Source organism: Dactylosporangium sp. McL0621 (assembly GCF_049995355.1).
GTDB lineage: Bacteria > Actinomycetota > Actinomycetes > Mycobacteriales > Micromonosporaceae > Dactylosporangium.
The window spans coordinates 2456319-2477980 of record NZ_CP188259.1; the positions used below are offsets into that span (position 1 = coordinate 2456319).

General features: G+C 72.4%; 19 protein-coding genes. 14 read left to right on the forward strand and 5 right to left on the reverse strand.

Features of this window, described 5'->3' with window-relative positions; all coding sequences use genetic code 11:
• Positions 1 to 24 precede the first annotated feature (24 nt).
• The 8 genes from ACPPVO_RS11390 to ACPPVO_RS11425 all read left to right on the forward strand — a co-directional run bounded on the left by ACPPVO_RS11390 (position 25) and on the right by ACPPVO_RS11425 (position 9016).
• Complete coding sequence (locus ACPPVO_RS11390; RefSeq protein WP_223102380.1) at positions 25 to 711, forward strand: response regulator transcription factor; 687 nt, start codon at positions 25 to 27, stop codon at positions 709 to 711.
• Between the two features lie 38 nt (positions 712 to 749).
• Complete coding sequence (locus tag ACPPVO_RS11395) at positions 750 to 2144, forward strand: sensor histidine kinase (protein WP_426511174.1); 1395 nt, start codon at positions 750 to 752, stop codon at positions 2142 to 2144.
• Between the two features lie 235 nt (positions 2145 to 2379).
• A complete protein-coding gene (locus tag ACPPVO_RS11400) occupies positions 2380 to 4449 on the forward strand; it encodes an RICIN domain-containing protein (protein WP_426511175.1) in 2070 nt (689 codons plus the stop codon).
• The gene (locus ACPPVO_RS11405) at positions 4446 to 5033 is read left to right on the forward strand and encodes a hypothetical protein (RefSeq protein ID WP_426511176.1); all 588 of its coding nucleotides are present in this window, start codon (positions 4446 to 4448) and stop codon (positions 5031 to 5033) included. The genes ACPPVO_RS11400 and ACPPVO_RS11405 overlap by 4 nt, the downstream gene beginning before the upstream one ends.
• Before the next feature lie 91 nt (positions 5034 to 5124).
• Positions 5125 to 5370: a hypothetical protein gene (locus ACPPVO_RS11410; RefSeq protein WP_426511177.1), complete on the forward strand. Its 246-nt coding sequence runs from the start codon at positions 5125 to 5127 to the stop codon at positions 5368 to 5370.
• Positions 5371 to 5422: 52 nt separating this feature from the next.
• Positions 5423 to 6478 (forward strand): LacI family DNA-binding transcriptional regulator, encoded by a 1056-nt coding sequence (locus ACPPVO_RS11415; RefSeq protein WP_426511178.1) that lies wholly within the window; start codon positions 5423 to 5425, stop codon positions 6476 to 6478.
• 854 nt (positions 6479 to 7332) lie between these two features.
• Positions 7333 to 7902: a hypothetical protein gene (locus tag ACPPVO_RS11420; RefSeq protein WP_426511179.1), complete on the forward strand. Its 570-nt coding sequence runs from the start codon at positions 7333 to 7335 to the stop codon at positions 7900 to 7902.
• A gap of 391 nt (positions 7903 to 8293) precedes the next feature.
• Positions 8294 to 9016 (forward strand): isocitrate lyase/PEP mutase family protein, encoded by a 723-nt coding sequence (locus ACPPVO_RS11425; RefSeq protein WP_426511180.1) that lies wholly within the window; start codon positions 8294 to 8296, stop codon positions 9014 to 9016.
• 644 nt (positions 9017 to 9660) lie between these two features.
• Here the strand turns inward: ACPPVO_RS11425 and ACPPVO_RS11430 are convergent.
• Complete coding sequence (locus ACPPVO_RS11430; RefSeq protein WP_426511181.1) at positions 9661 to 10683, reverse strand: LacI family DNA-binding transcriptional regulator; 1023 nt, start codon at positions 10681 to 10683, stop codon at positions 9661 to 9663.
• An 81-nt stretch (positions 10684 to 10764) separates the two neighbouring features.
• Here ACPPVO_RS11430 and ACPPVO_RS11435 point away from each other — a divergent pair, with 81 nt between their 5' ends.
• The 3 genes from ACPPVO_RS11435 to ACPPVO_RS11445 all read left to right on the forward strand — a co-directional run bounded on the left by ACPPVO_RS11435 (position 10765) and on the right by ACPPVO_RS11445 (position 13495).
• Positions 10765 to 11466 (forward strand): cupin domain-containing protein, encoded by a 702-nt coding sequence (locus ACPPVO_RS11435; RefSeq protein WP_426511182.1) that lies wholly within the window; start codon positions 10765 to 10767, stop codon positions 11464 to 11466.
• The gene (locus tag ACPPVO_RS11440) at positions 11463 to 12614 is read left to right on the forward strand and encodes a Gfo/Idh/MocA family protein (RefSeq protein ID WP_360392783.1); all 1152 of its coding nucleotides are present in this window, start codon (positions 11463 to 11465) and stop codon (positions 12612 to 12614) included. The genes ACPPVO_RS11435 and ACPPVO_RS11440 overlap by 4 nt, the downstream gene beginning before the upstream one ends.
• Before the next feature lie 80 nt (positions 12615 to 12694).
• Positions 12695 to 13495: a sugar phosphate isomerase/epimerase family protein gene (locus ACPPVO_RS11445; RefSeq protein WP_360392833.1), complete on the forward strand. Its 801-nt coding sequence runs from the start codon at positions 12695 to 12697 to the stop codon at positions 13493 to 13495.
• Between the two features lie 3 nt (positions 13496 to 13498).
• On the opposite strand, the gene ACPPVO_RS11450 is transcribed toward ACPPVO_RS11445, so the two are convergent.
• From ACPPVO_RS11450 to ACPPVO_RS11460, 3 genes are all read right to left on the reverse strand, one after another.
• Positions 13499 to 14899, reverse strand: coding sequence for a serine/threonine-protein kinase (locus ACPPVO_RS11450; protein ID WP_426511183.1), 1401 nt, complete (start codon positions 14897 to 14899; stop codon positions 13499 to 13501).
• A gap of 276 nt (positions 14900 to 15175) precedes the next feature.
• Complete coding sequence (locus tag ACPPVO_RS11455) at positions 15176 to 15628, reverse strand: MarR family winged helix-turn-helix transcriptional regulator (RefSeq protein ID WP_426511184.1); 453 nt, start codon at positions 15626 to 15628, stop codon at positions 15176 to 15178.
• Positions 15629 to 16141: 513 nt separating this feature from the next.
• The gene (locus tag ACPPVO_RS11460; protein WP_426514604.1) at positions 16142 to 16906 is read right to left on the reverse strand and encodes a DUF72 domain-containing protein; all 765 of its coding nucleotides are present in this window, start codon (positions 16904 to 16906) and stop codon (positions 16142 to 16144) included.
• 198 nt (positions 16907 to 17104) lie between these two features.
• Between ACPPVO_RS11460 and ACPPVO_RS11465 the strand changes: the two genes are divergently transcribed.
• From ACPPVO_RS11465 to ACPPVO_RS11475, 3 genes are all read left to right on the forward strand, one after another.
• The gene (locus ACPPVO_RS11465; protein ID WP_360392791.1) at positions 17105 to 17233 is read left to right on the forward strand and encodes a hypothetical protein; all 129 of its coding nucleotides are present in this window, start codon (positions 17105 to 17107) and stop codon (positions 17231 to 17233) included.
• 344 nt (positions 17234 to 17577) lie between these two features.
• Positions 17578 to 20340 (forward strand): ATP-binding protein, encoded by a 2763-nt coding sequence (locus ACPPVO_RS11470; protein ID WP_426511185.1) that lies wholly within the window; start codon positions 17578 to 17580, stop codon positions 20338 to 20340.
• A 622-nt stretch (positions 20341 to 20962) separates the two neighbouring features.
• A complete protein-coding gene (locus tag ACPPVO_RS11475) occupies positions 20963 to 21136 on the forward strand; it encodes a DUF6412 domain-containing protein (protein ID WP_426514605.1) in 174 nt (57 codons plus the stop codon).
• Here ACPPVO_RS11475 and ACPPVO_RS11480 read toward each other — a convergent pair.
• Entirely contained in the window at positions 21070 to 21579 is a 510-nt protein-coding gene (locus ACPPVO_RS11480; RefSeq protein WP_426511186.1) for a hypothetical protein, read from the reverse strand. The two genes, ACPPVO_RS11475 and ACPPVO_RS11480, sit on opposite strands and share 67 nt — an antisense overlap.
• Positions 21580 to 21662 lie beyond the last annotated feature (83 nt).

A 21662-nucleotide genomic window follows, 5' to 3' on the forward strand; every position in this document is an offset into this window, starting at 1 on the left:
GGACACAGGCAGTACCTTCTCTGCATGGCCACGGTGCTGCTGGTTGAGGACGACCACGTCGTGCGGGGTGCCCTGCTGCGCTCCCTGACCGACCGTGGTCACACTGTGCACGCGGTCGGCACCGCGCTGGAGGCGCTGCGCCGCTTCGCCGCCGAGACCCCTGACCTGGTCGTGCTCGACCTCGGCCTGCCGGATCTCGACGGCGCCGACGCCCTGCGCATGCTGCGCGGCATCGCCGACACGCCCATCATCATCGCCACCGCCCGCGACGACGAGGCGGAGATCGTCCGGCTGCTCAAGGCCGGTGCCGACGACTACATGATCAAGCCGTTCACCTCGGCGCACCTGGACGCGCGGATGACCTCCGTGCTGCGCCGCACCGGCCGGGCGAGCCGCGAGGAGCCCACTGCCATCGAGGTGGGAGGCTTGCGGGTGGACATCGGACAGCGCCAGGCCTACCTGCACGGCGAGCCGCTGACCCTGACCCGCAAGGAGTTCGACCTGCTGGCGTACCTCGCCGCCCGGCCCGGCCGGGTGGTCTCACGCCGTGAGCTGTTGGAGGAGGTATGGCGGCAACCCTCAGTGGGCGAGGACCAGACGATCGACGTGCATCTGTACTGGCTACGCCGGAAACTTGGCGAGAGCGCGTCAGCGCCCAGATACCTGCACACCGTGCGGGGCGTGGGCTTCAGGTTCAGCGCCCCGGACTGAGGCGGACCCTCGCCTACGTCTCCGCCGCGGTCACCACGATGGTGGCCCTCGCGTTCCTGATCCCGCTGGGTCTCGTCGTCCAGCAACTCGCCCGCGAGCGTGCACTCGCCGACGCCGAACGCCAGACCGCCGTGGTCGTGGCGGTCCTCACCGTGACCACCGACCCGCTGAGCATCGAGCGGGCCATCGCCAGCACGGGCGGGCCCGCGGTCACGCGCGTCTCGGTCCACAACCTCGGCGAGACCGGCGCGGAGATCGGCTCCGGGCACGCCGCCGCCGGCGACTTGAGCCGCGCCGCCGACGCCGCCGCGCCCGTCATCGCCGGGGTGCCGGGCGGGCTGTCGTACCTCGAGCCGGTCGACCTGGGCGCGAGCCGCACGACAGTCGTCGAGGTGTTCATCCCCGAGTCCGAGCTGTCCAGCGGCGTCGCCGGGGCCTGGTGGGCGCTCGGCGCCGTCGCGCTGGGCCTGATCGTGGCCTCGGTCTGGGTCGCCGACCGCCTGGCCGCGAAGATCATCGCGTCGGCGCGGCAACTGGCCGGGGCGGCCGGGGCGCTCAGCGAGGGGTACCTCGACGTCCGCATCGACCCCCAGGGCCCCCGGGAGCTGGCCGACGCGAGCTTCGCGCTCAACCTGATGGCCGACCGCATCATGGCGCTGCTGTCCAACGAGCGCGAGCTCGTCGCCGACCTCTCGCACCGGCTGCGCACCCCGCTGACCGCGCTGCGCCTCGACGCCGAGACCCTCGACGACTCCCAGGACGCCGACCGCATCCGCGACGCCATCGCCGCGCTCGAGGTCGAGGTCGACAAGCTGATCCGGGCCATGCGCGAGCCCATCGACGCGCACTCGCCGACCCCGGACCGCGGCGAGCGGGCCGACGGGGCCGCGGCCACGACCGGCGACGAGGGCTGCGACGTGGCCGAGGTCGTGCGCGACCGGATGATGTTCTGGTCCGCGGTCGCCGGCGACCAGGAGCGCGACTGCAAGGCCACCGGCACCGACGCGCCGGCCCCGGTCACCGTGCCGAAGGGCGAGCTGGCCGCGGCGCTCGACGCGCTGATCGGCAACGTGATCCGGTACACCCCCCAGGGCGTGCCCTTCGAGGTCGCCGTGACGCGCCGCGAGGACGGCTACGTCGTGCTGCGCGTCGACGACGGCGGCCCCGGCATCCCCGACCCGGAGCTGGCGATGCAGCGCGGCGAGAGCCAGCAGGGCTCGACCGGCCTCGGGCTCGACATCGTGCGGCGGGTGGCGGTGGCCGGCAACGGCGCCGTGAACATCGGCACGAGCAACCTCGGCGGAGCCAGCGTGGTGATCGTCATGACCGACGCCGACCCGGCCCCGAAGGAGGCCCCGCCGCCCTCGCGCTGGCTGGTCGGCCGCCTCTCGCGCGAGCCCAACGAGCGTCGATCCCGTCGCCGTCCGTCATAGGAAAACACCCGTACATAGCGTGAGAACAAGTCTCACTTAGAAGTGTCTTAACTGGCCCGTTCCAGGTGGAATGCGCACCTGCCACCTGGCTATGGTCGGCGCGTTCCCACGTGGACGTCGGCTCTCACCCGCCTTGCCACCCTCGAAGGCCGGCGTCCCGCGCGCGGCGCGGATCGGTACCTCTGCCCTGTGCCGATCCACGCCGCGCGCCCCTTTCCCCCCGGAGGACCCGAGCGTGCAAGCGCGACCCGAGAAGTCCCGCCGCTCCATGCGCCGTGTGCTGACGACCGCCGCGGTCGTCGTGCTCGGCGCGGGGGCGGCCATCGCCGGACCCGGCGCCTTTCAGTCCCTCTTCCACGAGAAGGACCGCGAGCCGACCGCGATCTCGCACGTCCCGGGGGACAACCCCGACCAGGGCCTGGTCTACCAGGGCCTGACGCCCGCCAAGAAGGGCGAGCCCTGCGTCGGCGGGTACGTGCTCACCGAGCGCGACCAGTGCAGCCACGGCCCCGACGTCCCGCCGACCGGCCTCAGCGTGCACACGCAGGTCAAGACGGTCGCGGCCGTGACGAAGGAGGACGTCCCGGCGTCCGACACCGCCGCCGCGCCCCAGGACCAGACGGTGCTCGCCGACGAGAACGTGGCCGAGGGCGCCGACGGCGGCCTCGCGGTCGTGCCCGACGCGGTGGCCGCCGACGGCAGCGCCGCGGTGACGGTCGGCGCGGCCGGCGTGGTCTGCGACGGCGACGGCGTGACCGGCAAGCGCATCCAGGTCCTCTACGTGCGCGACGTGGACACCAAGAGCCGCTTCGCCGAGTACCTCGAGTCCTTCCGGACCTGGTCGGCCGGCATCGAGACGATCTACAACGCCAGCGCCCAGGAGACCGGCGGCGAGCGCCACGTGCGCTTCGTGACCACCGCCGACTGCAAGGTCGACGTGCGCGAGGTCGAGCTCGCGGCGGGCGGCATGGCCACCTTCGACGCCACGATCAACGGCCTGAAGGCGCTGGGCTACAACCGCACCGACCGCAAGTACGTGATCTTCGGCGACGCGAACGTCTACTGCGGCATCGGCACCTTCGCCGGCGACACGCAGCCGGGCGAGAAGAACCGCAGCAACGGCGGTCCGGGGTACGGCCGCAGCGACAACGGCTGCTGGGCCGCGAGCGTGGCCGCGCACGAGCTGGGCCACAACCTCGGCGCCGTGAACAACAACGCGCCGAACTCCAGCAAGGCCGGGCACTGCCTCGATGAGTACGACATCATGTGCTACAACGACTCGGGCGGCCTCACCACCAGCGTCAAGTGCAACGACCGGAAGCACGACGACCGGCTCGACTGCAACCACGACGACTACTACAACACCAACCCGAGCCCGGGCAGCTACCTGGCGAACAACTGGAACGTGGCCAACAACCAGTTCCTGATCGCCGGCGGCGGCGGCACGACCCCGCCGCCGACCCCGACGGCCACGGCGAACCCCACGCCGACGAAGACGACCGCGTCGCCGACCCCGTCGAAGACCACGTCGTCGACGGCCCCGACGCCGACGAAGACGACCGCGTCGCCGACTCCGACGAAGACGGCCACGCCGGCGCCGACCCCGACGCCGACGCCGACCCGGACGTCCACCGGCGGTCTCAAGGAGCTGCGGACCAGTGCTCTCGACGCGACCTCTGTTCGGCTGTCCTTCGACCCGGCCGGCGCCGGCGCCCGGTACGCCGTCCTGGTCAACAACCGCACCATCGGCCGCACCACCGCGACAAACGTCCGGATCGTCGGCCTGCACGCCGACACCGACTACCAGATCGGGATTTCGCTCTCGCAGAACGGCGCCCTGACCCCGTACACGAAGACCGTGACGGTGCACACCGCCGCGGCCGCCACCCCGGCCACCGGGGCGTGGACGGTGTTCGGCAACAGCCTGACCGGCGGGGTCGTCGACCTCTTCGGCGCGCGGCGGGCCGCGGGTACCCCGGTCATCCTCTACAGCCGGCACAACGGCGCGAACCAGCAGTGGAAGCTCGAGGCCTCCGGCGACGCGTTCGTGGTGCGCTCGAAGGCGACGAACGAGTGCCTGAGCACCGCGGGCAACAAGGACGCGGCGGGCGCCACGGTGGTACAGGCCGACTGCAGCTCCGCGCTGAAGTGGACGGTCACCAAGACCGCCGACGGCGTCGCGCTCACCTCGCCCGGCGGGCTCGTGGTCGGCGTGAGCAACAACGCGTTCTTCGGCAGCCGCCTGCTGGTGCTGCAGAAGGCGACCGGCGCGAAGTACCAGAGCTGGGTACCGCAGCAGGCATGACGCACACCCCGTACGACCGTCCCGGCCCGGCGCCCCTGTGGCGCCGGGCCGCGGCGTGCCTGGTGGTGACCGTCCTCGCGGTCGCCGTGGCCGTCTTCGGGTTCGCCGGGGACGCCGACGCGCACGGCGGCGTCGTGCTGACCCTGCACGGCGACGGCCGCGGCTCGGTCTGGGTCACCAGCGTCTGGCAGGACGGCCACCCGGTCACCGAGCCGATCGGCATGACCATGCTGGCGACCTCCAGCACGGGTCAGCGGGTCGGCCCGGCGCCGCTGAAGCGCAACGGGGACGCGGTGACCTACAGCGGCACCCTCGCCCCCGGCGAGTGGACCGTCGTCGCCGACATGGGCACCCCGGCGATCGGCCGCTGCGAGGCCGTCCTGCGCGTGGCCGGGGCGAACGCGACGCCGGCCCCGGACGAGAAGACCTGCACACCGCCCCCGTCGTCGGCGCCGCCGGCCCCCGAGAAGGCCTCCGCGTCCTATACCTGGGTGTGGTACCTGCTGGGCGTGGTCGTCGTCGCGGGCGCGCTGGCCTTCCTGTTCTTCCGCCCGGCCCCGAAGCCGCCGACGCGCCGCCGCTGATTCGTCGCTTTACCGATATAGACTTGACCGGTACAGCGCTCGGGTCTACTGTACCGGTATAGGGTTCATTACCGGTACAGAGGAGTTCGTCATGAGCACGTTCCCGTTCGCGATGGTCGTCTCCCAGTCCGCGCTCTCCGAGGAGTTCGGCGGCGCCTGGAACGGCGAGACCTTCGAGTACGCCAGCGCCCTGCCCAACGCGCCCGTAGTCGGCCACGATGCGCCGGTGCGCCCGCCCCGGGGGTACCGCACCCGCAACGCCCTGGCCGCGACCCTGCGCAAGGCGGCGGAGGCCGTGGCCCCGGCCCCGGCGGTGCGCTCGCACCCGGCGCGTTAAGGTTCTGCGCAGGAGGACAGACATCGACCTGGGAGGCGCTGCGGTGGGAAGGGTGACCCTGCAGACGATCGCGGACCGGGTCGGCGTGAGCCGGATGACCGTGTCCAATGCGTTCTCCCGCCCCGACCAGCTGTCCCCCACCCTGCGTGACCGGATCCTGGCGGTCGCGGACGAGCTCGGCTACGTCGGGCCCGACCCGGCCGCCCGGGCCCTGGCCAAGGGCACGACGGGCGCCGTGGGCATCCTGCTAACCGACTCCCTGAGCCAGGCCTTCGGCGACGAGGTGGCGACCACGTTCCTGGGCGCCATCGCCGACGAGCTGGCCCCGACCGGCCTGGGCCTGACCCTGCTGACCACCACGGCGGCGGGCAACGTAGTCCCGGCCCGCGACGTGGCCATGGACGGCGCCCTGGTGTACTCCTGCGACCCCGAGAACACCGGCGTCGAATGGCTGATGCGCCGCAAGATGCCGCTGGTCTTCATCGACCAGGACCCGGCCGAGGGCGTACCGGCGGTGAACGTGGCCGACCGCGCGGGCGCCCGCGCGGCCGCCCAGCACCTGGTCGACCTGGGCCACCGCCGAGTTGGCGTGGTGACCTCGGGCATCCGCGGCCGCCACGGCCTGATCGGCCCGAACGGCACGGGCGACATCATCGACGGGTACGTGGCCGCCCAGCGCCTCTCGGGCTGGCTGGACGCCCTGACGCCGGCGGGGGTCACGCCGGTGATCGCGCGCCTCCCGCACGGCGACCCGGACTCGGGCTACCAGGCGGCGCGGCTGCTGCTGGAGGCGGCGGAGCCCCCGACGGCGGTGCTGTGCTTCTCGGACGCCCTGGCGCAGGGCGTGATGGGGGCCGCGGCGGACGCCGGCCTGTCCGTACCGGACGACCTGTCGGTGGTCGGCTTCGACGACAGCCCCGCGGCGGCGAGGATGCGCCCCCCGCTGACCACGGTCCGCCAGGACATCCACTCCAAGGGCCACGCGGCGGCGGCCGCTCTGACGAGGGCCATAGAGGCAGCTCGCACGGGAGAGCCGGCCCTGGCGGAGCACCTGTGCCTCCCGGCCGACCTGATCGTGCGAGCAAGCACCGCGGCCCCGCGCGACTGACGTTCGTTCCACCACGAGCTGCCCTGCGCTGCCTGCCCTGCGCTCTCCTGCGCTGCCTGCCCTGCGCTTTCCTGCGCTGCCTGCCCTGCGCTCTCCTGCGCTGCCTGCCCTGCGCTCTCCTGCGCTGCCTGCCCTGCGCTCTCCTGCGCTGCCTGCCCTGCGCTCTCCTGCGCTGCCTGCCCTGCGCTCTCCTGCGCTGCCTGCCCTGTCCTGTCCTGTCCTGTCCTGCCCAGCCCTGCCCTGCTCGCCTCGCCTGGTCTGGCCTCGCCTCGCCTCGCCTTGCCTGGTCGCCTCGCCTCCCCTCGCCTGGTCTGGTCTGGTCTGGCCTCGCCTCGCCTGGTCTGGCCTCGCCTGGCCTGATCTGGCTTCGCCTCGACTCGTCTGGTCTGGCCTCGCCTCGCCTCGCGCATAAACGCTCACCGGTTCACCTGTCACTTCGCGCATAAACGCTCACCTGTTCATCTGTCACTTCGCGCATAAACGCTCACCTGTTCATCTGTCACTTCGCGCATAACGCTCATCGGTTTGCGCGTTGTGTTCGTTCGGCCGTCCCGTCGGTCGTCTTCTGCGCGTTCGGACTGTTCGTTTCGTCGTCGCGTTCGGTCGTCTGCTGCGCGTTCGGTCTGTTCGTTCGTCCGTCCGTCCGCCCGCTTGTGCGCGTTGTGTTCGTTCGGCCGTCGCTTCGGTCGTCCTCTGCACGTTCGATCTGTCTGCGCGGCTGTCGTTTTTGTGCGCTGCGAGTGTCGGTTCGGCCATCGCGGTGCGCGTGTGGGCCTGTCGGTTTCGTCGTCGCTTGCGGTTCGGCAGGTGTTGGTTCGGCCGCTCCCGAACGGTTCGCGGCTTAGCTTGGGGGCATGCTCACGCTCCCCGTTCCTGAGCCGGAGGCCGCTCCCACCGGCATCGGCTGGCTGCGCGCCACCGTCAGTCGCTTCGCCAACGGCGCCGTTCATGCCCGCCGCCGCGCGATCGTTGACGAGCTTCTGGCCGGCATCAATCCCGCCGATCTGTCCCGGCCCTATGACGGGCATCCCGTTGCACCTCTCGCCGAGGCGCTCGGAGTTGCCGGCGTGGTCGACGACGTGCGCATCGTTGCCGCGGCCTATCAGACCGGGGACACCGCGGCTGACGATGCGGTCGAGCGGCTCGTCGCCGTGTTCGGCGGGGTGCGGGACGAGTGGACCGCCGCCCGTATCCAGCTGCTCGTGCAGGCCTGTGACGCGACCGCGACGCTGATCGAGCGGGCCCGGACCCGGCCGGTTGCCGAGGTGCTGCGTGACGACCCGCCGGTGGCGGCCACCCGCCGTGTCGCACCGGACGGTTCGGTCGTCGCCGTGCCGCTGGCCGGACGTCCGTTTGGCGAAGGGCCGCGTGGCTGTCCCGGGCGTGCGCATGCCCTGGCGCTCGTGGAAGGGGCGCTCAAATGAACAGGCTGCACGTGTCCGTTCTGCCGACAGCGCTGTTCAAGGTGTGGGACGTGGCCGGGGCGGCGGAGGGGGCGCGCGCACGCCTTGTTCGTGGAAGGAGCGCTGCACATGTCCGTTCTGCCGGCAGCGCCGATGGGACGTGGTCGGGGCGGGGAGAGCCGCGCGCCTGTCCGGAGTGTGTGAATGCGCAGGTCTGCGCGGAAAGGGTGCGCGAGTTTGGCGCGCTGCACGTGTCCGGTGAGCGTTGCGGACGCCGAGGACGTGGATGTCGGGCTGTCCTTGGGCGAACCGAACCGCTGGTGTTGGCCAAGGTGTGCGACGTGGTCGGGGCGAGCAGGCTGCTGCGCGAACGCGCGCGGCCGGTGGCGTTTTGTGGAAGAGGTGTTCGCATATGAGCGGGTTCGGTGAACTGCACATACCCGGTGAGCCGCTCGTGCTGCCCAACGTGTGGGACGTGGCCAGCGCTCGCATGTTCGTTGGTGCCGGGTTCGCCGCCGTTGGTACCACCAGTCTCGGGGTGGCTGCGAGCCTGGGGCTTCCCGATGGGGAAGGGGCCGCCGTCGACGAGACGGTCCGGCTCGTCGGGCGGCTCGCGGCGCTCCCGCTGTACGTCACCGCCGACCTCGAGCGCGGCTCCGTCCCCGTCGCCGTGGCCGCGGCGCAGGCCGGGGCCGCCGGGGTCAACCTCGAGGACGGGTACGGCGACCCCGACGTGCACGCCGCGCTCATCCGGAGCGTGAAGGACGCGGCGCCGTCGTTGTTCGTCAATGCGCGAACGGACACTCATTGGCTGCGCGAGGGCGACATTGGTGAAGCGGTTCGACGCATTCGCATGTATCGGGACGCCGGGGCCGACGGGGTGTTCGTGCCCGGTGTCGCCGAGCCCGCCGACATCGCGCGGCTCGTCGCCGCGGTCGACGCGCCGGTGAACGTGCTCGCGCGGCCCGCCGGGCCGTCGGTGCGTGCGCTCGCCGAGCTGGGCGTGGCCCGGATCAGCATGGGGTCGCTGCTCTTCCGGGCCGCGCTCGCGGCGGCGGTGGAGACGGCTCTTGCGGTACAACTGGATCGGCCGCTGCGCGGGGACCTTCCGTCCTATCAGGACATCAACGGCTGAGTCCCCGCGCGGCGCACGATTGTGGCCGGGGCCGATCCGCGGCGCGTTGGTGTCGTGGGCGTCGTCCAGCGCCATCGACATCACGTGGGCCCATCTCGGCCAGGGGCAGGCGCACGGTCGTCGGGGCCGGCCTCACGTCTCAGGACACCAAACGGCTGAGTGCTCGCGCGGGCGCACGAGTGTGGCCGGGGCGGGCGCGCGGTCGTCGGGGCCGGCCTCACGTCTCAGGACACCAACGGCTGAGTGCTCGCGCGGGCGCACGAGTGTGGCCGGGGCGGGCGCGCGGTCGTCGGGGCCGGCCTCACGTCTCAGGACAGCAACGGCTGAGTGCTCGCGCGGGCGCACGAGTGTGGCCGGGGCGGGCGCACGGTCGTCGGGGCCGGCCTCACGTCTCAGGACACCAACGGCTGAGTGCTCGCGCGGGCGCACGAGTGTGGCCGGGGCGGGCGCACGGTCGTCGGGGCCGGCCTCACGTCTCAGGACAGCAAGGCTGAGTGCTCGCGCGGGCGCACGAGTGTGGCCGGGGCGGGCGCGCGGTCGTCGGGGCCGGCCTCACGTCTCAGGACACCAACGGCTGAGTTCTCGCGCAGGCGCATGAGCGTGGCCGGGGCAGGCGCACGGTCGTCGGGGCCGGGCTCCACGTCTCAGGACACCAGCGGCTGAGTGCTCGCACGGCGCACGAGTGTGGCCGGGGCCGGCTCGATCCGCGGCGCGTCGGTGTCGTGGGCGTCGTCCAGTGCCATCGACATCGCGCGCGCCCCCATCTCGGCCAGGGGCAGGCGCACGGTCGTCAGGGCCGGGGTCACGTCGCGGGCGATCGGCATGTCGTCGAAGCCGACCAGCGAGATGTGCTCCGGCACGGCGACGCCCCGCGCGCGCAGGGTGCTCAGGGCGCCGACCGCCATCTGGTCGTTGAGGGCCACGATCGCGGTCAGGTCCGGGTTGGCGTCGAGCAGGGCCGCGACCGCCTCGGCGCCGCCGTCGCGGTCGAAGCCGGCGTACGCCACCCGCCGCGCCGGCAGCGTCCGGCCCTGCTCGCGGGCCGCGCGGCGCAGGCCGGCCAGGCGGTCCGTGGTCGTGGTGAGCACCTTCGGGCCCGCGATGACGCCGACCCGGCGGTGCCCGCTGCCGTACAGCTCGCAGCCGGCCAGGTAGCCGCCCTCCTCGTTCGCCGGCATCACCGCGTCGCCGGGCAGCTCGTGGCGGCCGATGACGCTCACCCGGCCGCCCGTGCGCGTGTACGCGGCGAGCTTCGCCTTCAGCGCCTTGGTGAACACGGCGTCGTGGTATCCGGAGCCGGCCAGGACGATCGCCGCCACCTGCTGGGCGCGCAGCAGCTCGACGTACTCGAGCTCGCGGGCCGGGTCGCGGTAGCTGTTGCAGATGATGCTCAGCCGGCCGTGCGCGGTCGCCACCTGCTGCAGGCCGCGGGTGATCTCGGCGAAGTACGGGTCGGAGACGTCGTGCACGATCACGCCGACGGCCGTGCGCTGGGCGCGGGCGAGCAACTGGGCGTGCGCGTTCGGCACGTACTGCAACTCGTCGACGGCGCGCAGCACCCGGGCGCGCAGCTCGTCGGTGACCAGCTTGGTGCTGCCGCTGATGATGCGGGAAGCGGTTGCCGGTGACACACCCGCGCGGCGGGCTACGTCGGCGAGCGTCGCCATCGTGAGACTCCTTCCATTGACCCGCGCTCAGCGTACCGGTTAGCCTCAGGAAAGCGGTTTCCTGAATCCGGGGGTTTTGCCATGACGTCCCATTTGCCGGGCGCGATCGGCGTGTCGCGGCTGTCGGTGTATGACACCACCGCACCCGATGGTCTGCACGGGGGCACGCCGCACATGCATCTCACATGCTCCGAGGGGTACGTCGTGATCGCCGGCGAGGGCCGGGTGCAGACGCTGTCGGGGGAGGGGTACCGCGAGACCCCGCTGCAAGCCGGAACCGTCGCCTGGTTCCGGCCGGGCACCATCCACCGGCTCGTCAACGACGACGGGCTGCAGCTGGTGGTGCTCATGCAGAACAGCGGCCTGCCCGAGGCGGGCGACGCGGTGCTGACGTTCCCGGTGGACACGCTCGGCGACCCGGACGCGTACCGCGCCGCGGCCACCCTGCCCGGCGGGGCCGACCTGGCCCCGGCGTACCGCCGCCGCGACCTCGCCGTCACGGGCTTCCTGGCCATGCGCGCCGCCGGCCCCGAGGCGTTCACCGAGTTCTGCCGCGCGGCCGCCGCGCTGGTGGCCCCGCGCCTCGGCGACTGGCGGCAGCGCTGGGAGACCGGCGCGCTGGAGGTGGCGCTCGAAACCGGCCGGCAGCTCGACGCCCTCGAGAAGTCGGACGTGACCCACCTGGCCGGCGGCGGCATCGAGGTGCTGCCGCAGCCCACCGAGTCCGGCAAGCACGGCATGTGCGGGCTGCTCTCGACCTACATCCCTGAAGGAGACCAGTGAACCGCGTTCCGATCGGCATCGTCCTCAACGGCGTGACCGGCCGCATGGGGTACCGCCAGCATCTCGTCCGGTCGCTGCTGGCCATCCGGGAGGAGGGCGGCCTGCCCTCCGGCGACGGCCGGCGCATCTGGCCGGAGCCGATCCTCGTCGGGCGCAACGCGGCCAAGCTGCAGGAGATCGCCGAGCGGCACGGCCTCACCGAGTGGACCACCGACCTCGACGCCGCCCTGCACCGCGACGACGTCCAGATCTACTTCGACGCCCAGGTGACCCAGCAGCGCGAGAAGGCCATCCGCGCCGCGATCGAGGCCGGCAAGCACATCTACACCGAGAAGCCGCTCGCCGACGACACCGCGGCCGCCGTCGACCTGTACCGCGCCGCGCGTGCGGCCGGGGTCAAGCACGGCGTGGTACAGGACAAGCTGTTCCTGCCCGGGCTGCGCAAGCTGGCCCGGCTCGTCGAGGGCGGCTTCTTCGGCCGCATCCTGTCCGTCCGTGGCGAGTTCGGCTACTGGGTCTTCGAGGGCGACTGGCAGACGGCGCAGCGTCCGTCGTGGAACTACCGTTCGGCCGACGGTGGCGGGATCGTCGTGGACATGTTCCCGCATTGGCAGTACGTCCTGGAGCGTATTTTCGCCCCGGTCCGCTCGGTGCAGGCGACCATCGCGACCCACGTGCCGTCCCGCGTCGACGAGGCCGGCGCCGTGTACGAGGCGACCGCGGACGACGCGGCGTACGGCACCTTCGAGCTCGAGGGCGGCATCGTCGCGCAGATCAACTCGTCGTGGGCGGTGCGCGTGTACCGCGACGAGCTCGTCGAGTTCCAGGTCGACGGCACCCACGGCAGTGCGGTGGCCGGCCTGCGCGAGTGCCACATCCAGCACCGCGGCTCGACGCCGAAGCCGGTGTGGAACCCGGACCTGCCGGCGACGGAGCGGTTCCGCGACCAGTGGCAGCAGGTGCCGGACAACGAACCGTTCGACAACGGGTTCAAGGTCCAGTGGGAGCAGTTCCTGCGCCACGTCGTCGACGACGCCGCCTTCCCGTGGGACTTCGCCGCGGGCGCGCGGGGCGTGCAGCTGGCGGAGCTCGGCCTGGAGTCGGCCCGCACCGGCCGGCGCCTGGAGATCCCGTCCCTCGACCTGTAACAGCGGTTCCCCTGATGTACCCGCCGCCGGCCGGTGGCGGGTACATCAGTATCCGACCTTATGGAGGCATTGTGGGGGACCTGTCCAGGTTCTCGCTGAACCAGGCGACGACCAAGCGCTGGCCCATGGAGGACACCGTCGCCGGCTGCGTCGCCGCCGGCGTGCCCGGCATCGGGTTGTGGCGCGACCAGGTCGCGGACTACGGCCTCGAGCGCACCGCGGCCCTCGTGCGCTCCGCCGGCCTGGCCGTGACCACGCTGTGCCGCGGCGGATTCTTCACCGCCGACGGCTGGCGCGAGGACAACCTGCGCGCGATCGACGAGGCGGTGACACTCGGCGCGCCGGTGCTCGTGCTCGTCAGTGGCGGCCTGCCCGCGGGCAGCCGCGACATCGACGGCGCGCGCAAGCAGGTCGGCGACGCGATTGCGGCGTTGGTACCGCACGCGCAGGCGGCCGGCGTCCAGTTGGCGATCGAGCCGCTGCACCCGATGTTCGCCTCGGACCGCTGCGTGATCGCTACGCTCGGTAACGCGCTCGACATCGCGGAGCCGTTCCCGGCCGACGCCGTCGGGGTCGCCGTCGACACGTACCACCTGTGGTGGGACGACCAGGTCTGGGCGCAGCTGGCCCGGGCCGGGGCCGCGGGGCGCATCGCGTGCTTCCAGCTCGCGGACTGGATCACCCCGCTGCCGGAAGGGGTGCTGCTCGGACGGGGCCTGCCCGGCACCGGCTGCGTGGAGCTGCGCCGCTTCCGCGAGGCGGTGGACGCGGCCGGGTACGACGGCCCGATCGAGGTCGAGGTCTTCCACGAGGACGTCTGGTCACGCCCCGGCGGCGACGTGCTCGACGAAGCCATCCGGGGCTACCTCGACGTGCTCTGACCCTCAGGGCGCGAGCGGCACCTGGTTCTCGCCGCCCGGCGGGCTGTCCGTGGTCGGGCCCGCCGTGGTCGGCGTGGGCGTCGGGGTGGTCGGGTCGGGGGTCGGCGTCGTCGGCGTGGGCGTCGGGGTGGTGACCGCCGGCGTCGTCTGCGTCGGCGTCACCACGTGCCCGTCGACCGTCTGCGTCGGGGCCGCCGGCTGCGCCGTGTTGGTGGGGTTGCCGATCATCGTCTGGTTGGAGCCGGTGTTGGGCCGGTTCCCGAGGCCCCCGGTCGCGGCCGGGGCCGGCTGCGGCGACAGGTTGGTGGTCACCGAGTCGCCGCCGGTCGTGCCGTGGTGCGTGTCGGTGCTCGGGGTGCCGCCGATCAGGTCGGAGGTCGTCTCGGCCGCGGCGAAGACGAGCGCGAGCGCCATCGGCAGCGCGATCGCCATCGACGTGACCCGGCGCCGCGACATCTGGGCCGGGCCCCGCAGCCAGCGGCGCTGCACGGGGACGGTGGCCGCCTCGAGGTCGTCGATGGCCAGGCCGAGCAGCAGCTGCCGCGCGTCCGGGCGGTCGAGCGGGTCGCGGCTCAGGGCCGCGGCGACGAGGTCGCGCACCGGGTCGGGCACGCCGCTGAGGTCGGGATCGCCCTCCAGGATCTTCCAGGCGCGGGCGGCCGCCTCCTCGCCGCCGTAGGGGTGCCGGCCGGTCGCGGCGAACGCGACGAGGCAGCCCCAGCCGAAGATGTCCATCGCCGCGGTGGGCTGCTCGGCGCGCAGCTGCTCGGGGGAGGCCCATCCGAGGCTGCCGACGATGTTGCCGGTACCGGTGATGTCGCTCACCGCATCCAGCGCCCGGGCGATGCCGAAGTCGATGATCCGCACCCCGCCGAGGGTGACCATGAGGTTGCTCGGCTTGAGGTCGCGGTGCACGAGGCCGACGTTGTGGATCGCCGCGAGGGCGGCCGCGACCCCGAGCGCCACGCTGTGCAGCATGGCCGGGTCGAGCGGGCCGTCGTCGGCGACGAGGCGGGACAGCGGTATGCCCTCGAGGTACTCGGTGACCAGGTACGGCCGCTCCTCGAACACGCCCGAGTCGAGCACGCGCGCGGTGCAGAAGCCGGGCACGCGCTGGGCGGCGCGCACCTCGCCGGCGAAGCGCACCCGGAAGCGGGGGTCGCGGGCCAGGTGCTGGTGGACCAGCTTCACCGCGACACGGGTGCCCTCCGGCGACTGCGCCAGGTAGACCGTGCCCATGCCGCCGACGCCGAGCTGGCCGATCAGCCGGTAGTCGTCGATGCGGACCGGGTCGTTCGCGGTCAGGTCGCCGACGGTGGCGCGACGGGCGGGCGCGGCCGAGCGCAGCGGCAGGTCCGGCGGGCCGGACTCGCCGGCGTCGTCGTGCTTGCCTGCCTCGGTCATCGGGGTCCTTCCAGGGTCTTGGGGAGATCGGGGTTTTCACCAGCAGTCTGGTCTCTTCAAGGGGCGTTGAAAAGACCGCGCTGTATGCATCACGTGTGCCCGTTCGGACACCTCTGGGGTTCGCGGCGCCGCCTCGAACAGTAGTCCAGCAGCGCCGGATCCTCCGCGCCGGACGTCACACCTGTTATCGCACTGTTCCGGCCTCTGCCCAACGAGCGGAACGTGCGGCAATGACGCATATCCCCGCTTCCGGGGCATCCGCGGGCAATTGCCGGACTACCGCGATCGCTCCAGGTGATCGACCAGTCCACGCAGTGCGGCGGTGATGAGGGCGAGCTCGCCGGGGTCGAGGTACGACAGCGCGTACGACTCGGCCTTCTCGGCCTCCGGGAGCAGCTCCCGGATCAGGCGATGCCCCTTGCGGGTCAGCTGCAGCAGCACCAGCCGGCCGTCGTCGGGGTGGTTGGACCGTTTCATGAGGCCGCGCCCGGACAGCGTGTCGACGACGCCGGTGAGCGTCGCCTTGGAGATCCCGGCCTGCTCGGCGACGTGCCGGGTCTCGATGCGGCGGGCGACCCAGACGGTGCGCAGCACCACGAAACCGGTCCAGGTCAGCTGGCGGGGGCGCAGGACCTCCTGCTCCACGTGCTGCCGGACGGCGTTGGCGGCCCGGTGCAGGTGCAGCACGGCCTGGGTCGCGCCCGTGAACGCGCCGCCGTCCCTGCCCACCGCTGTGGTCACCGTGTCCCGCGCAAACGTGCCCGTGCCGACGCGACCCCGTGCTTGCCCATATGGGCGGCCCCCCTCCGGTCCCCACATCGAACACACAGAATATCGGGAACGTGCGGGTTCCGTTGCCCCGTCATCACTGTGCGCATTTTCATGGCGACCCTCCGGTGCCTGCCTTCTGGGCATTCACCGCGTTTGTCCGGCGGTCCTGCCGGATATTTGATGAATTGAAAGTTTCTAGGATCACCTGTTCCACAGGAGGAGAGTCGGGGTACGGCCCGTCTGATACATCCGTCGGCGGTGCCGCGGTGGACTTCGCCGGGCTTCTGCCGGTATTTCTGCCGGTGCCCGGTTGCGCTCCGTAATCGGCGTCCGGGCCGGCTCGGAGATCGGCGCGGCTCAGCCGCGGCCGTCGCGGTCGCGGTCCATGAGGCGGCGGCGCTGCCAGACGAGCACCGCGAGGAAGGCGACGAGCACGACCGCGAGGCAACAGAACTTGGTCACGGCCGCAGCCTACGACCAGCGGGGCACCCGCCGCGGCGCCCGGCCGACGGCGAACCCCCGGCGCTCGGCCAGCCGTGCGAAGGCCACGGCATCGGTGACGGCCGCGCAGCCGGGGTCGTTGTTGAAGTACACATAAATGTCCTGGTCCGTGAATGCCCCGGCCAGCCGGGCCGTCCACGAATCGAGGGCGGAGCGGCCGTAACGCGGCCAGGGCGCCGCGCGGCCCTCGTGCAGGCGCAGGTAGCCCCAGCCGGCGGTGCGCCACAGCGGTGCCTGCGGGCGGCCCTTGCGGTCCGACCAGCACAGGGCCGCGTCATGACGCGTCAGTACCTCCCGGACGTCGCCGTTCCACCACGAGTCGTGCCGGGGCTCGACGGCGACGCGGACGTCGCGCGGGAACGCCCGCAACGTGCGCTCGAGCGCCTCCGGGTCGGCCGGGAGGGTCGGAGGCAGCTGCAGCAGTACCGGTCCGAGCTTACGGCCCAGCCCGGCCGCGCGGTCCAGCAGGCGCGCGACCGGCTCCTCCGGCTCCTTGAGGCGCTTGACGTGCGTGAGGAACCGGCTCGCCTTCACGGTGACGACGAAGTCGGCCGGGGTACGCGTGCGCCAGTCCGCGAACGTCTTGCGCTCGGGCAGCCGGTAGAAGGCGTTGTTCACCTCGACGGTGCCGAACGCCGCTGCGTAGTGCTCCAGCCACAGACGGTGCGGCAGCTCCCGGGGGTAGAAGCGGTCGCGCCAGTCCTTGTACTGCCAGCCGGAGGTCCCGATACGCATCACGTATGGACCCGTTCCCCGTCCGGGACGCCCGTAACCTGCGGCGATGCCGGATGACTAGGCCGGCCCCGGCATACGTAGACGGCGGCGGCGGCCGGCTACGTATGTCCCGGCGCCGCGATTACGTAAGCGTGACAGATGGAATGCGGGCCTTACTCGGACAAGATTGAGTCACAAGGTTGAGAGGGGAACGACACCATGAACGTCCACGAGAGCCTGCTCAGCGAGATCTCCCGCCAGCGTCGCCAGGACATGCTGGACGACCACAAGAGCTGGACAAGCCGCGTGCGGCTGCGCCGGCGAAACCAGCGCGAGCACCTCGCCTGAGCTACCCGCGACCGAACCGCGGGGGAGAGCAGCCCCGGCCCCGGCCGGGGCTGCTCTGTGTTCAGGGCCGGATCTGATGACTAGGGCCGGCCACCGCCGAAGATACGTAACAGATGCGGATGGCAGACGGCCCTTACTTCGACAGCATTGAACCATCGGTCGTTCTGAGGAGTCCCCATGATGCACCCCGTCTTTCTGTACAGCCAGCTCCAGCACCGCCAGCAGGGCCTGCTCGGGCTCGAGGCACACCGCCGCACGGAAGAGCGGGGCGGGCGGCGCGGGTGGTGGCGCAGGTCGCGTCCGTCACAGCCGGAGCATCGCCCGCCCGCCGGTAGGCTGGTGGCGTGCGGGCCAGCCGTAGCGGAATGAGCCAGGTGATGGTCGGCCGCGACGACGAGCTGCGCCGGTTGCGCCGGCTCGTCGACGGGGCCGAGCCCTCCATCGCCATGCTCGGCGGGGAGCCGGGCATCGGCAAGAGCCGCCTGGTCCAGGAGCTGATCGCGGGCCTGCCCGAGAGCGCTCCGGTCCTCGACGGCCAGGCCGATCCCGGCACCCTCAGCCGCCCCTTCGAGCTGCTGCTCGACGCGATCGACAGCTGTAACCGCTCCGAGCTGCTCGACCCGGAGCTGCTGCGGGTCGTCACCGACGCGTCCCGCTCGATGATCGACCGCATCCAGGCCGGGCTCGAGATCGTGCGGCTGCTGACCACGCCCGGCCCGTCGATCGTGGTCTTCGAGGACCTGCACTGGGCCGACTCGGAGAGCGTCGCGCTGTTCGAGCGCATCGCCGAGCTGCCGGGGGAGCGGCTCCTCGTCGGGACGTACCGGCCGGACGAGGTCACCCGCCGGCACCCGCTCGCCGACCTGCTGACGCGGCTCGAGCGGCGGTACACCGTGACGAACGTGCGGCTCGAGCGCCTCAGCCTCGCCGACACGTCGATGTTCCTGAAGTCGGCGACCGGCCGCCCGCCCGCCTACCGCACCGCCCTGTCGCTGCACAACCGCACCGGCGGCAACCCGTTCTTCCTCGAGGAGCTGCTCAAGGCCAACGGCGAGGCCGACCTCGACACCCTGTGCGACCGGCCGCTGCCCTGGAACATCGCCGAGGCCCTGCGCCGCCAGGTCGACGACCTCGACGCCGCCGAGAAGCGCATCGTCGAGGCGGCCGCGGTGCTCGGCCGCAAGGTCCCGTTCGACCTGCTCGCCGCCGTCACCGGCTTCGACGAGAACGAGCTCATCGAGGGCCTGCGCGACCTGGTGCGCCGCGGCCTCATGGTCGAGACCGGCGACGACGAGTTCAGCTTCCGCCACGCCCTGACCCGCGAGGCCCTCGTCGACGAGATGCTCGCCCGCCAGCGCCGCCGCCTGCACGAGCTCGCGCTCGAGACGCTGCTGTCCACCGGCAGCAAGGACTACGCGCTCGTCGCCCACCACGCCCGCGGCGCCGGGCGCTACCTCGACATGGTGGAGGCGGCGCGGCGGGGCCTGGTGGTGTACCTCGCGATGGGCTCGCCGTACCAGGCGCTCCAGCTCGCCGAGATGGGCCTCGACGAGCTGCCCGACGACGTCGAGCTGCTCTCCTGCGGCGCCCGCGCCGCGTGGCTGGCCGGCCTGCTCGACGACGCGCACGAGCTCGGCCAGCGCTGGCTCGACGCCGCCACCACCGGCGAGGAGCGGGCCGACGCGCTGCGGCTGCTGGTCCGGCTCAGCTGGGAGGTCGGCAGCAGCGGCAGCATGCAGCAGCGCGCGGCCGAGCTGCGGCGCGAGATCGCGCACCTGGACGACGGACCGGCCAAGGCCCATGCGTACGCCGCGATCGCCCAGGCGTACATGCTCCACGACGACACCGAACGGGCCGTGGCCTGGGCCGACATGGCGATCGCGCTGGGCGAGGAGCTCGGCCTGCCCGCCGTCTGGCTCGCCGGCAAGGTCGAGAAGGGCTCGGCCCTGGTCAACGTCGCGGCCGGCGTCGACGAGGGCGTCAAGCTGCTCAACGAGGCCGCGCAGGAGGCCGAGGAGGCCGGCGAGTGGCTGCTGGCCGCCCGCTCGCTGAACAACCTCTACAACCTGCTGCCCGGCGGCCCGGCCGACTGGGCCGCGGCGCTGGAGCGCATGCGCACCTTCGCCGAGCGCGCCGGCTTCGAGTCGCTGGCCGTGGCCGCGTACTTCCAGGGCCGCGCCCGCCTGGCCGTGCAGGCCGGCAACCTCGGCGCCGCGCTGGCCGAGCTCGAGGCGGCCCGCCGCCGCGACCGGGGCCTGCTGCGCACCCGCAACGGCAGCGACTACCACGGCGTGCTCTTCGCCGGCCTGCTGCTCGAGGCGGGCGAGCTCGACAAGGCCGACATCGTCATCCGCGGCCTGATCGAGCAGTCGACGGACGCCTACACGATGCTCACCCAGACCTCGGTCCCCGGCCTGCAGTTCCACCTGGCCTGCCGCCTCGGCCGCACCGAGCAGGCCCGCGAGCTGCTGCGCACCGTCCTCGACGCGGTTCGCGTCACCGGCGTCACCGGCCGCGACTTCGCCCACGACCTCATCTCCGCGGGCCTGGCCGCCGGCCTCGCCGCCGACGAACTGCGCCCCATCGCGGCCGCGATCGACGACCCGCTCTTCGACGACGCGTACCGCTGGCTCGCCGACGCCCAGATCGCCGAGGCCGCGGGCGACACGAAGGACGCCCTGCGCCTCTACCGCGCCGCCGTGGCCGAGCCGACCCTGCTCCTGCCGCCCCACCGGGGCACGGGCCACCTGGGCGTCGCCCGCTGCCTGCTCGCCCTGGCCGACCTGGAGGCCGCCCGAACCGCGGTCCGCGCGGCCGAGCCACACCTGGCCCGGTGGGCGGGCTGGCGCGTGGCCGAGCTGACCGGCTTGCGCGGCCGCCTGGGCATGACGGCCCCGACGGCGGCGGGCGACCAGTCCCTGACCCCGCGCGAACGCGAGGTGGCCGTCCTGCTGGCCGAGGGCCTGACGAACGCCGAACTGGCCCGGCGCCTGTACATCTCCCCGCGCACGGCCGCCGTCCACGTGTCGAACATCTTGAGCAAGCTGAACCTGGAGTCGCGAACCCAGATCGCGGCGTGGGTGAAGTCGCGCACGCCGGCCAAGTAGCCCAGCCCTTGCTCTTTGCCGCACCGCTGCGTTTCTCCTCCGCTCGGCTTCGCCGGGGGATTCACGCCGGCGTAGGGCTTCGCGCCCGTGTCAGGGCTTCGCGCCTGCGTAGCGCTTCGCGCCCGTGTCAGGGCTTCGCGCCCGTGTCAGGGCTTCGCGCCTGCGTAGCGCTTCGCGCCCGCGTCAGGGCTTCGCGCCTGCGTAGCGCTTCGCGCCCGCGTCAGGGCTTCGCGCCGCGCCGTGGCTTCACGCCCGCATGGGGGTTCGCGCCGCGCCGGCGGTTCGCGCCCGTATTGTGGTCCGCACACCCGCAGGGGTCCACTTCGCGGGGCTGCTCGCATCGCATCGGGGTTCACGCCCGTTGTTGTGGTCCGCACCTCGCCGCAGTCCGCTTCGTGTGGCTGCTGGCACCGCGGCGCCCACGCACCTTCCCGGTAGCGGATGATCGTCACAGCCGCGGCCTGAGCGACCACGACCTCAACGGCGGAGATACTCCCGCGGGCGGATGCGCTCATTGCCGGGGATACCTACCATCGGTGGCATGTCGTGGTCGATGACCACCCTGATCACCGCGTGGGCCTTCTTCGGCACACCGGGCGACGTCGTCGCCGTGGCGACGGCCATGCTGGCCGCACTGGCGGTCGTGCTGGCGGCCCGACTCGTGACCGGAGCCCCAACGCCCCCTGCCCGTACGCTGGCCCTGCCGGCCCGCGCCCGCACCGCACTGGGTCAGTCCATCCGCTCGGTAGACCCCGACGCGGCCGGCCGCCCCCGCCCCCGGGCGCCCGGAGCCTGACTCCTTCTCCCGCACGCGAGAGCCCAACCGCCTGACACACGTCGCGCGGTCAAGCGCCCGCGCGCGCCGCGGACCGAACACACCACAAACGCCGACTGATTCGTCGTAGTCGCCGCCGCGGTGACCGCCGTCGTCGCGTACGCGTTCATCGCCGTCGCCGTCGGCGTCGCCGCCGTGGTTGCGTCGTGCTCGCCGTCGTCGTCGTAATCGACGCGTAGGTTGCCGTCGTCGTCGCGTTCGCCGTCGTCGTCGCGTTCGTCGTCGTCGTCGCGTTCGTCGTCGTCGCCGTCTCGGTCGTCATCGTCATCGCCGTCGTTTCCGCGGTCATCGCTGTCTCGGTCGTCGTCGTTTCCGCGGTCGTCGTCGTCGCCATCGTCGTTTCCGCGGTCGTCGCCGTCGCGGTCGTCATCGATTTCGCGGTGGTCGCGGTCGCCGTCGGCCACTGCGGTGTGTCCGTTTGTGCTCGCTACATCCATCTGGTCGCCACAACCGGACATCGAATCACGTCCAGATGTGAGTCGCGGCC

What these genes read in the sequence shown, in the direction of transcription:
- ACPPVO_RS11460 (WP_426514604.1), bottom strand. Translation starts at nt 16,906, where the DNA reads ATGCGTATCGGGACCTCCGGCTGGCAGTACAAGGACTGGCGCGACCGC.
- ACPPVO_RS11390 (WP_223102380.1), top strand. Translation starts at nt 25, where the DNA reads ATGGCCACGGTGCTGCTGGTTGAGGACGACCACGTCGTGCGGGGTGCC.
- ACPPVO_RS11425 (WP_426511180.1), top strand. Translation starts at nt 8,294, where the DNA reads ATGAGCGGGTTCGGTGAACTGCACATACCCGGTGAGCCGCTCGTGCTG.
- ACPPVO_RS11420 (WP_426511179.1), top strand. Translation starts at nt 7,333, where the DNA reads ATGCTCACGCTCCCCGTTCCTGAGCCGGAGGCCGCTCCCACCGGCATC.
- ACPPVO_RS11405 (WP_426511176.1), top strand. Translation starts at nt 4,446, where the DNA reads ATGACGCACACCCCGTACGACCGTCCCGGCCCGGCGCCCCTGTGGCGC.
- ACPPVO_RS11450 (WP_426511183.1), bottom strand. Translation starts at nt 14,899, where the DNA reads ATGACCGAGGCAGGCAAGCACGACGACGCCGGCGAGTCCGGCCCGCCG.
- ACPPVO_RS11395 (WP_426511174.1), top strand. Translation starts at nt 750, where the DNA reads ATGGTGGCCCTCGCGTTCCTGATCCCGCTGGGTCTCGTCGTCCAGCAA.
- ACPPVO_RS11410 (WP_426511177.1), top strand. Translation starts at nt 5,125, where the DNA reads ATGAGCACGTTCCCGTTCGCGATGGTCGTCTCCCAGTCCGCGCTCTCC.
- ACPPVO_RS11430 (WP_426511181.1), bottom strand. Translation starts at nt 10,683, where the DNA reads ATGGCGACGCTCGCCGACGTAGCCCGCCGCGCGGGTGTGTCACCGGCA.
- ACPPVO_RS11435 (WP_426511182.1), top strand. Translation starts at nt 10,765, where the DNA reads ATGACGTCCCATTTGCCGGGCGCGATCGGCGTGTCGCGGCTGTCGGTG.
- ACPPVO_RS11475 (WP_426514605.1), top strand. Translation starts at nt 20,963, where the DNA reads ATGCTGGCCGCACTGGCGGTCGTGCTGGCGGCCCGACTCGTGACCGGA.
- ACPPVO_RS11465 (WP_360392791.1), top strand. Translation starts at nt 17,105, where the DNA reads ATGAACGTCCACGAGAGCCTGCTCAGCGAGATCTCCCGCCAGCGTCGC.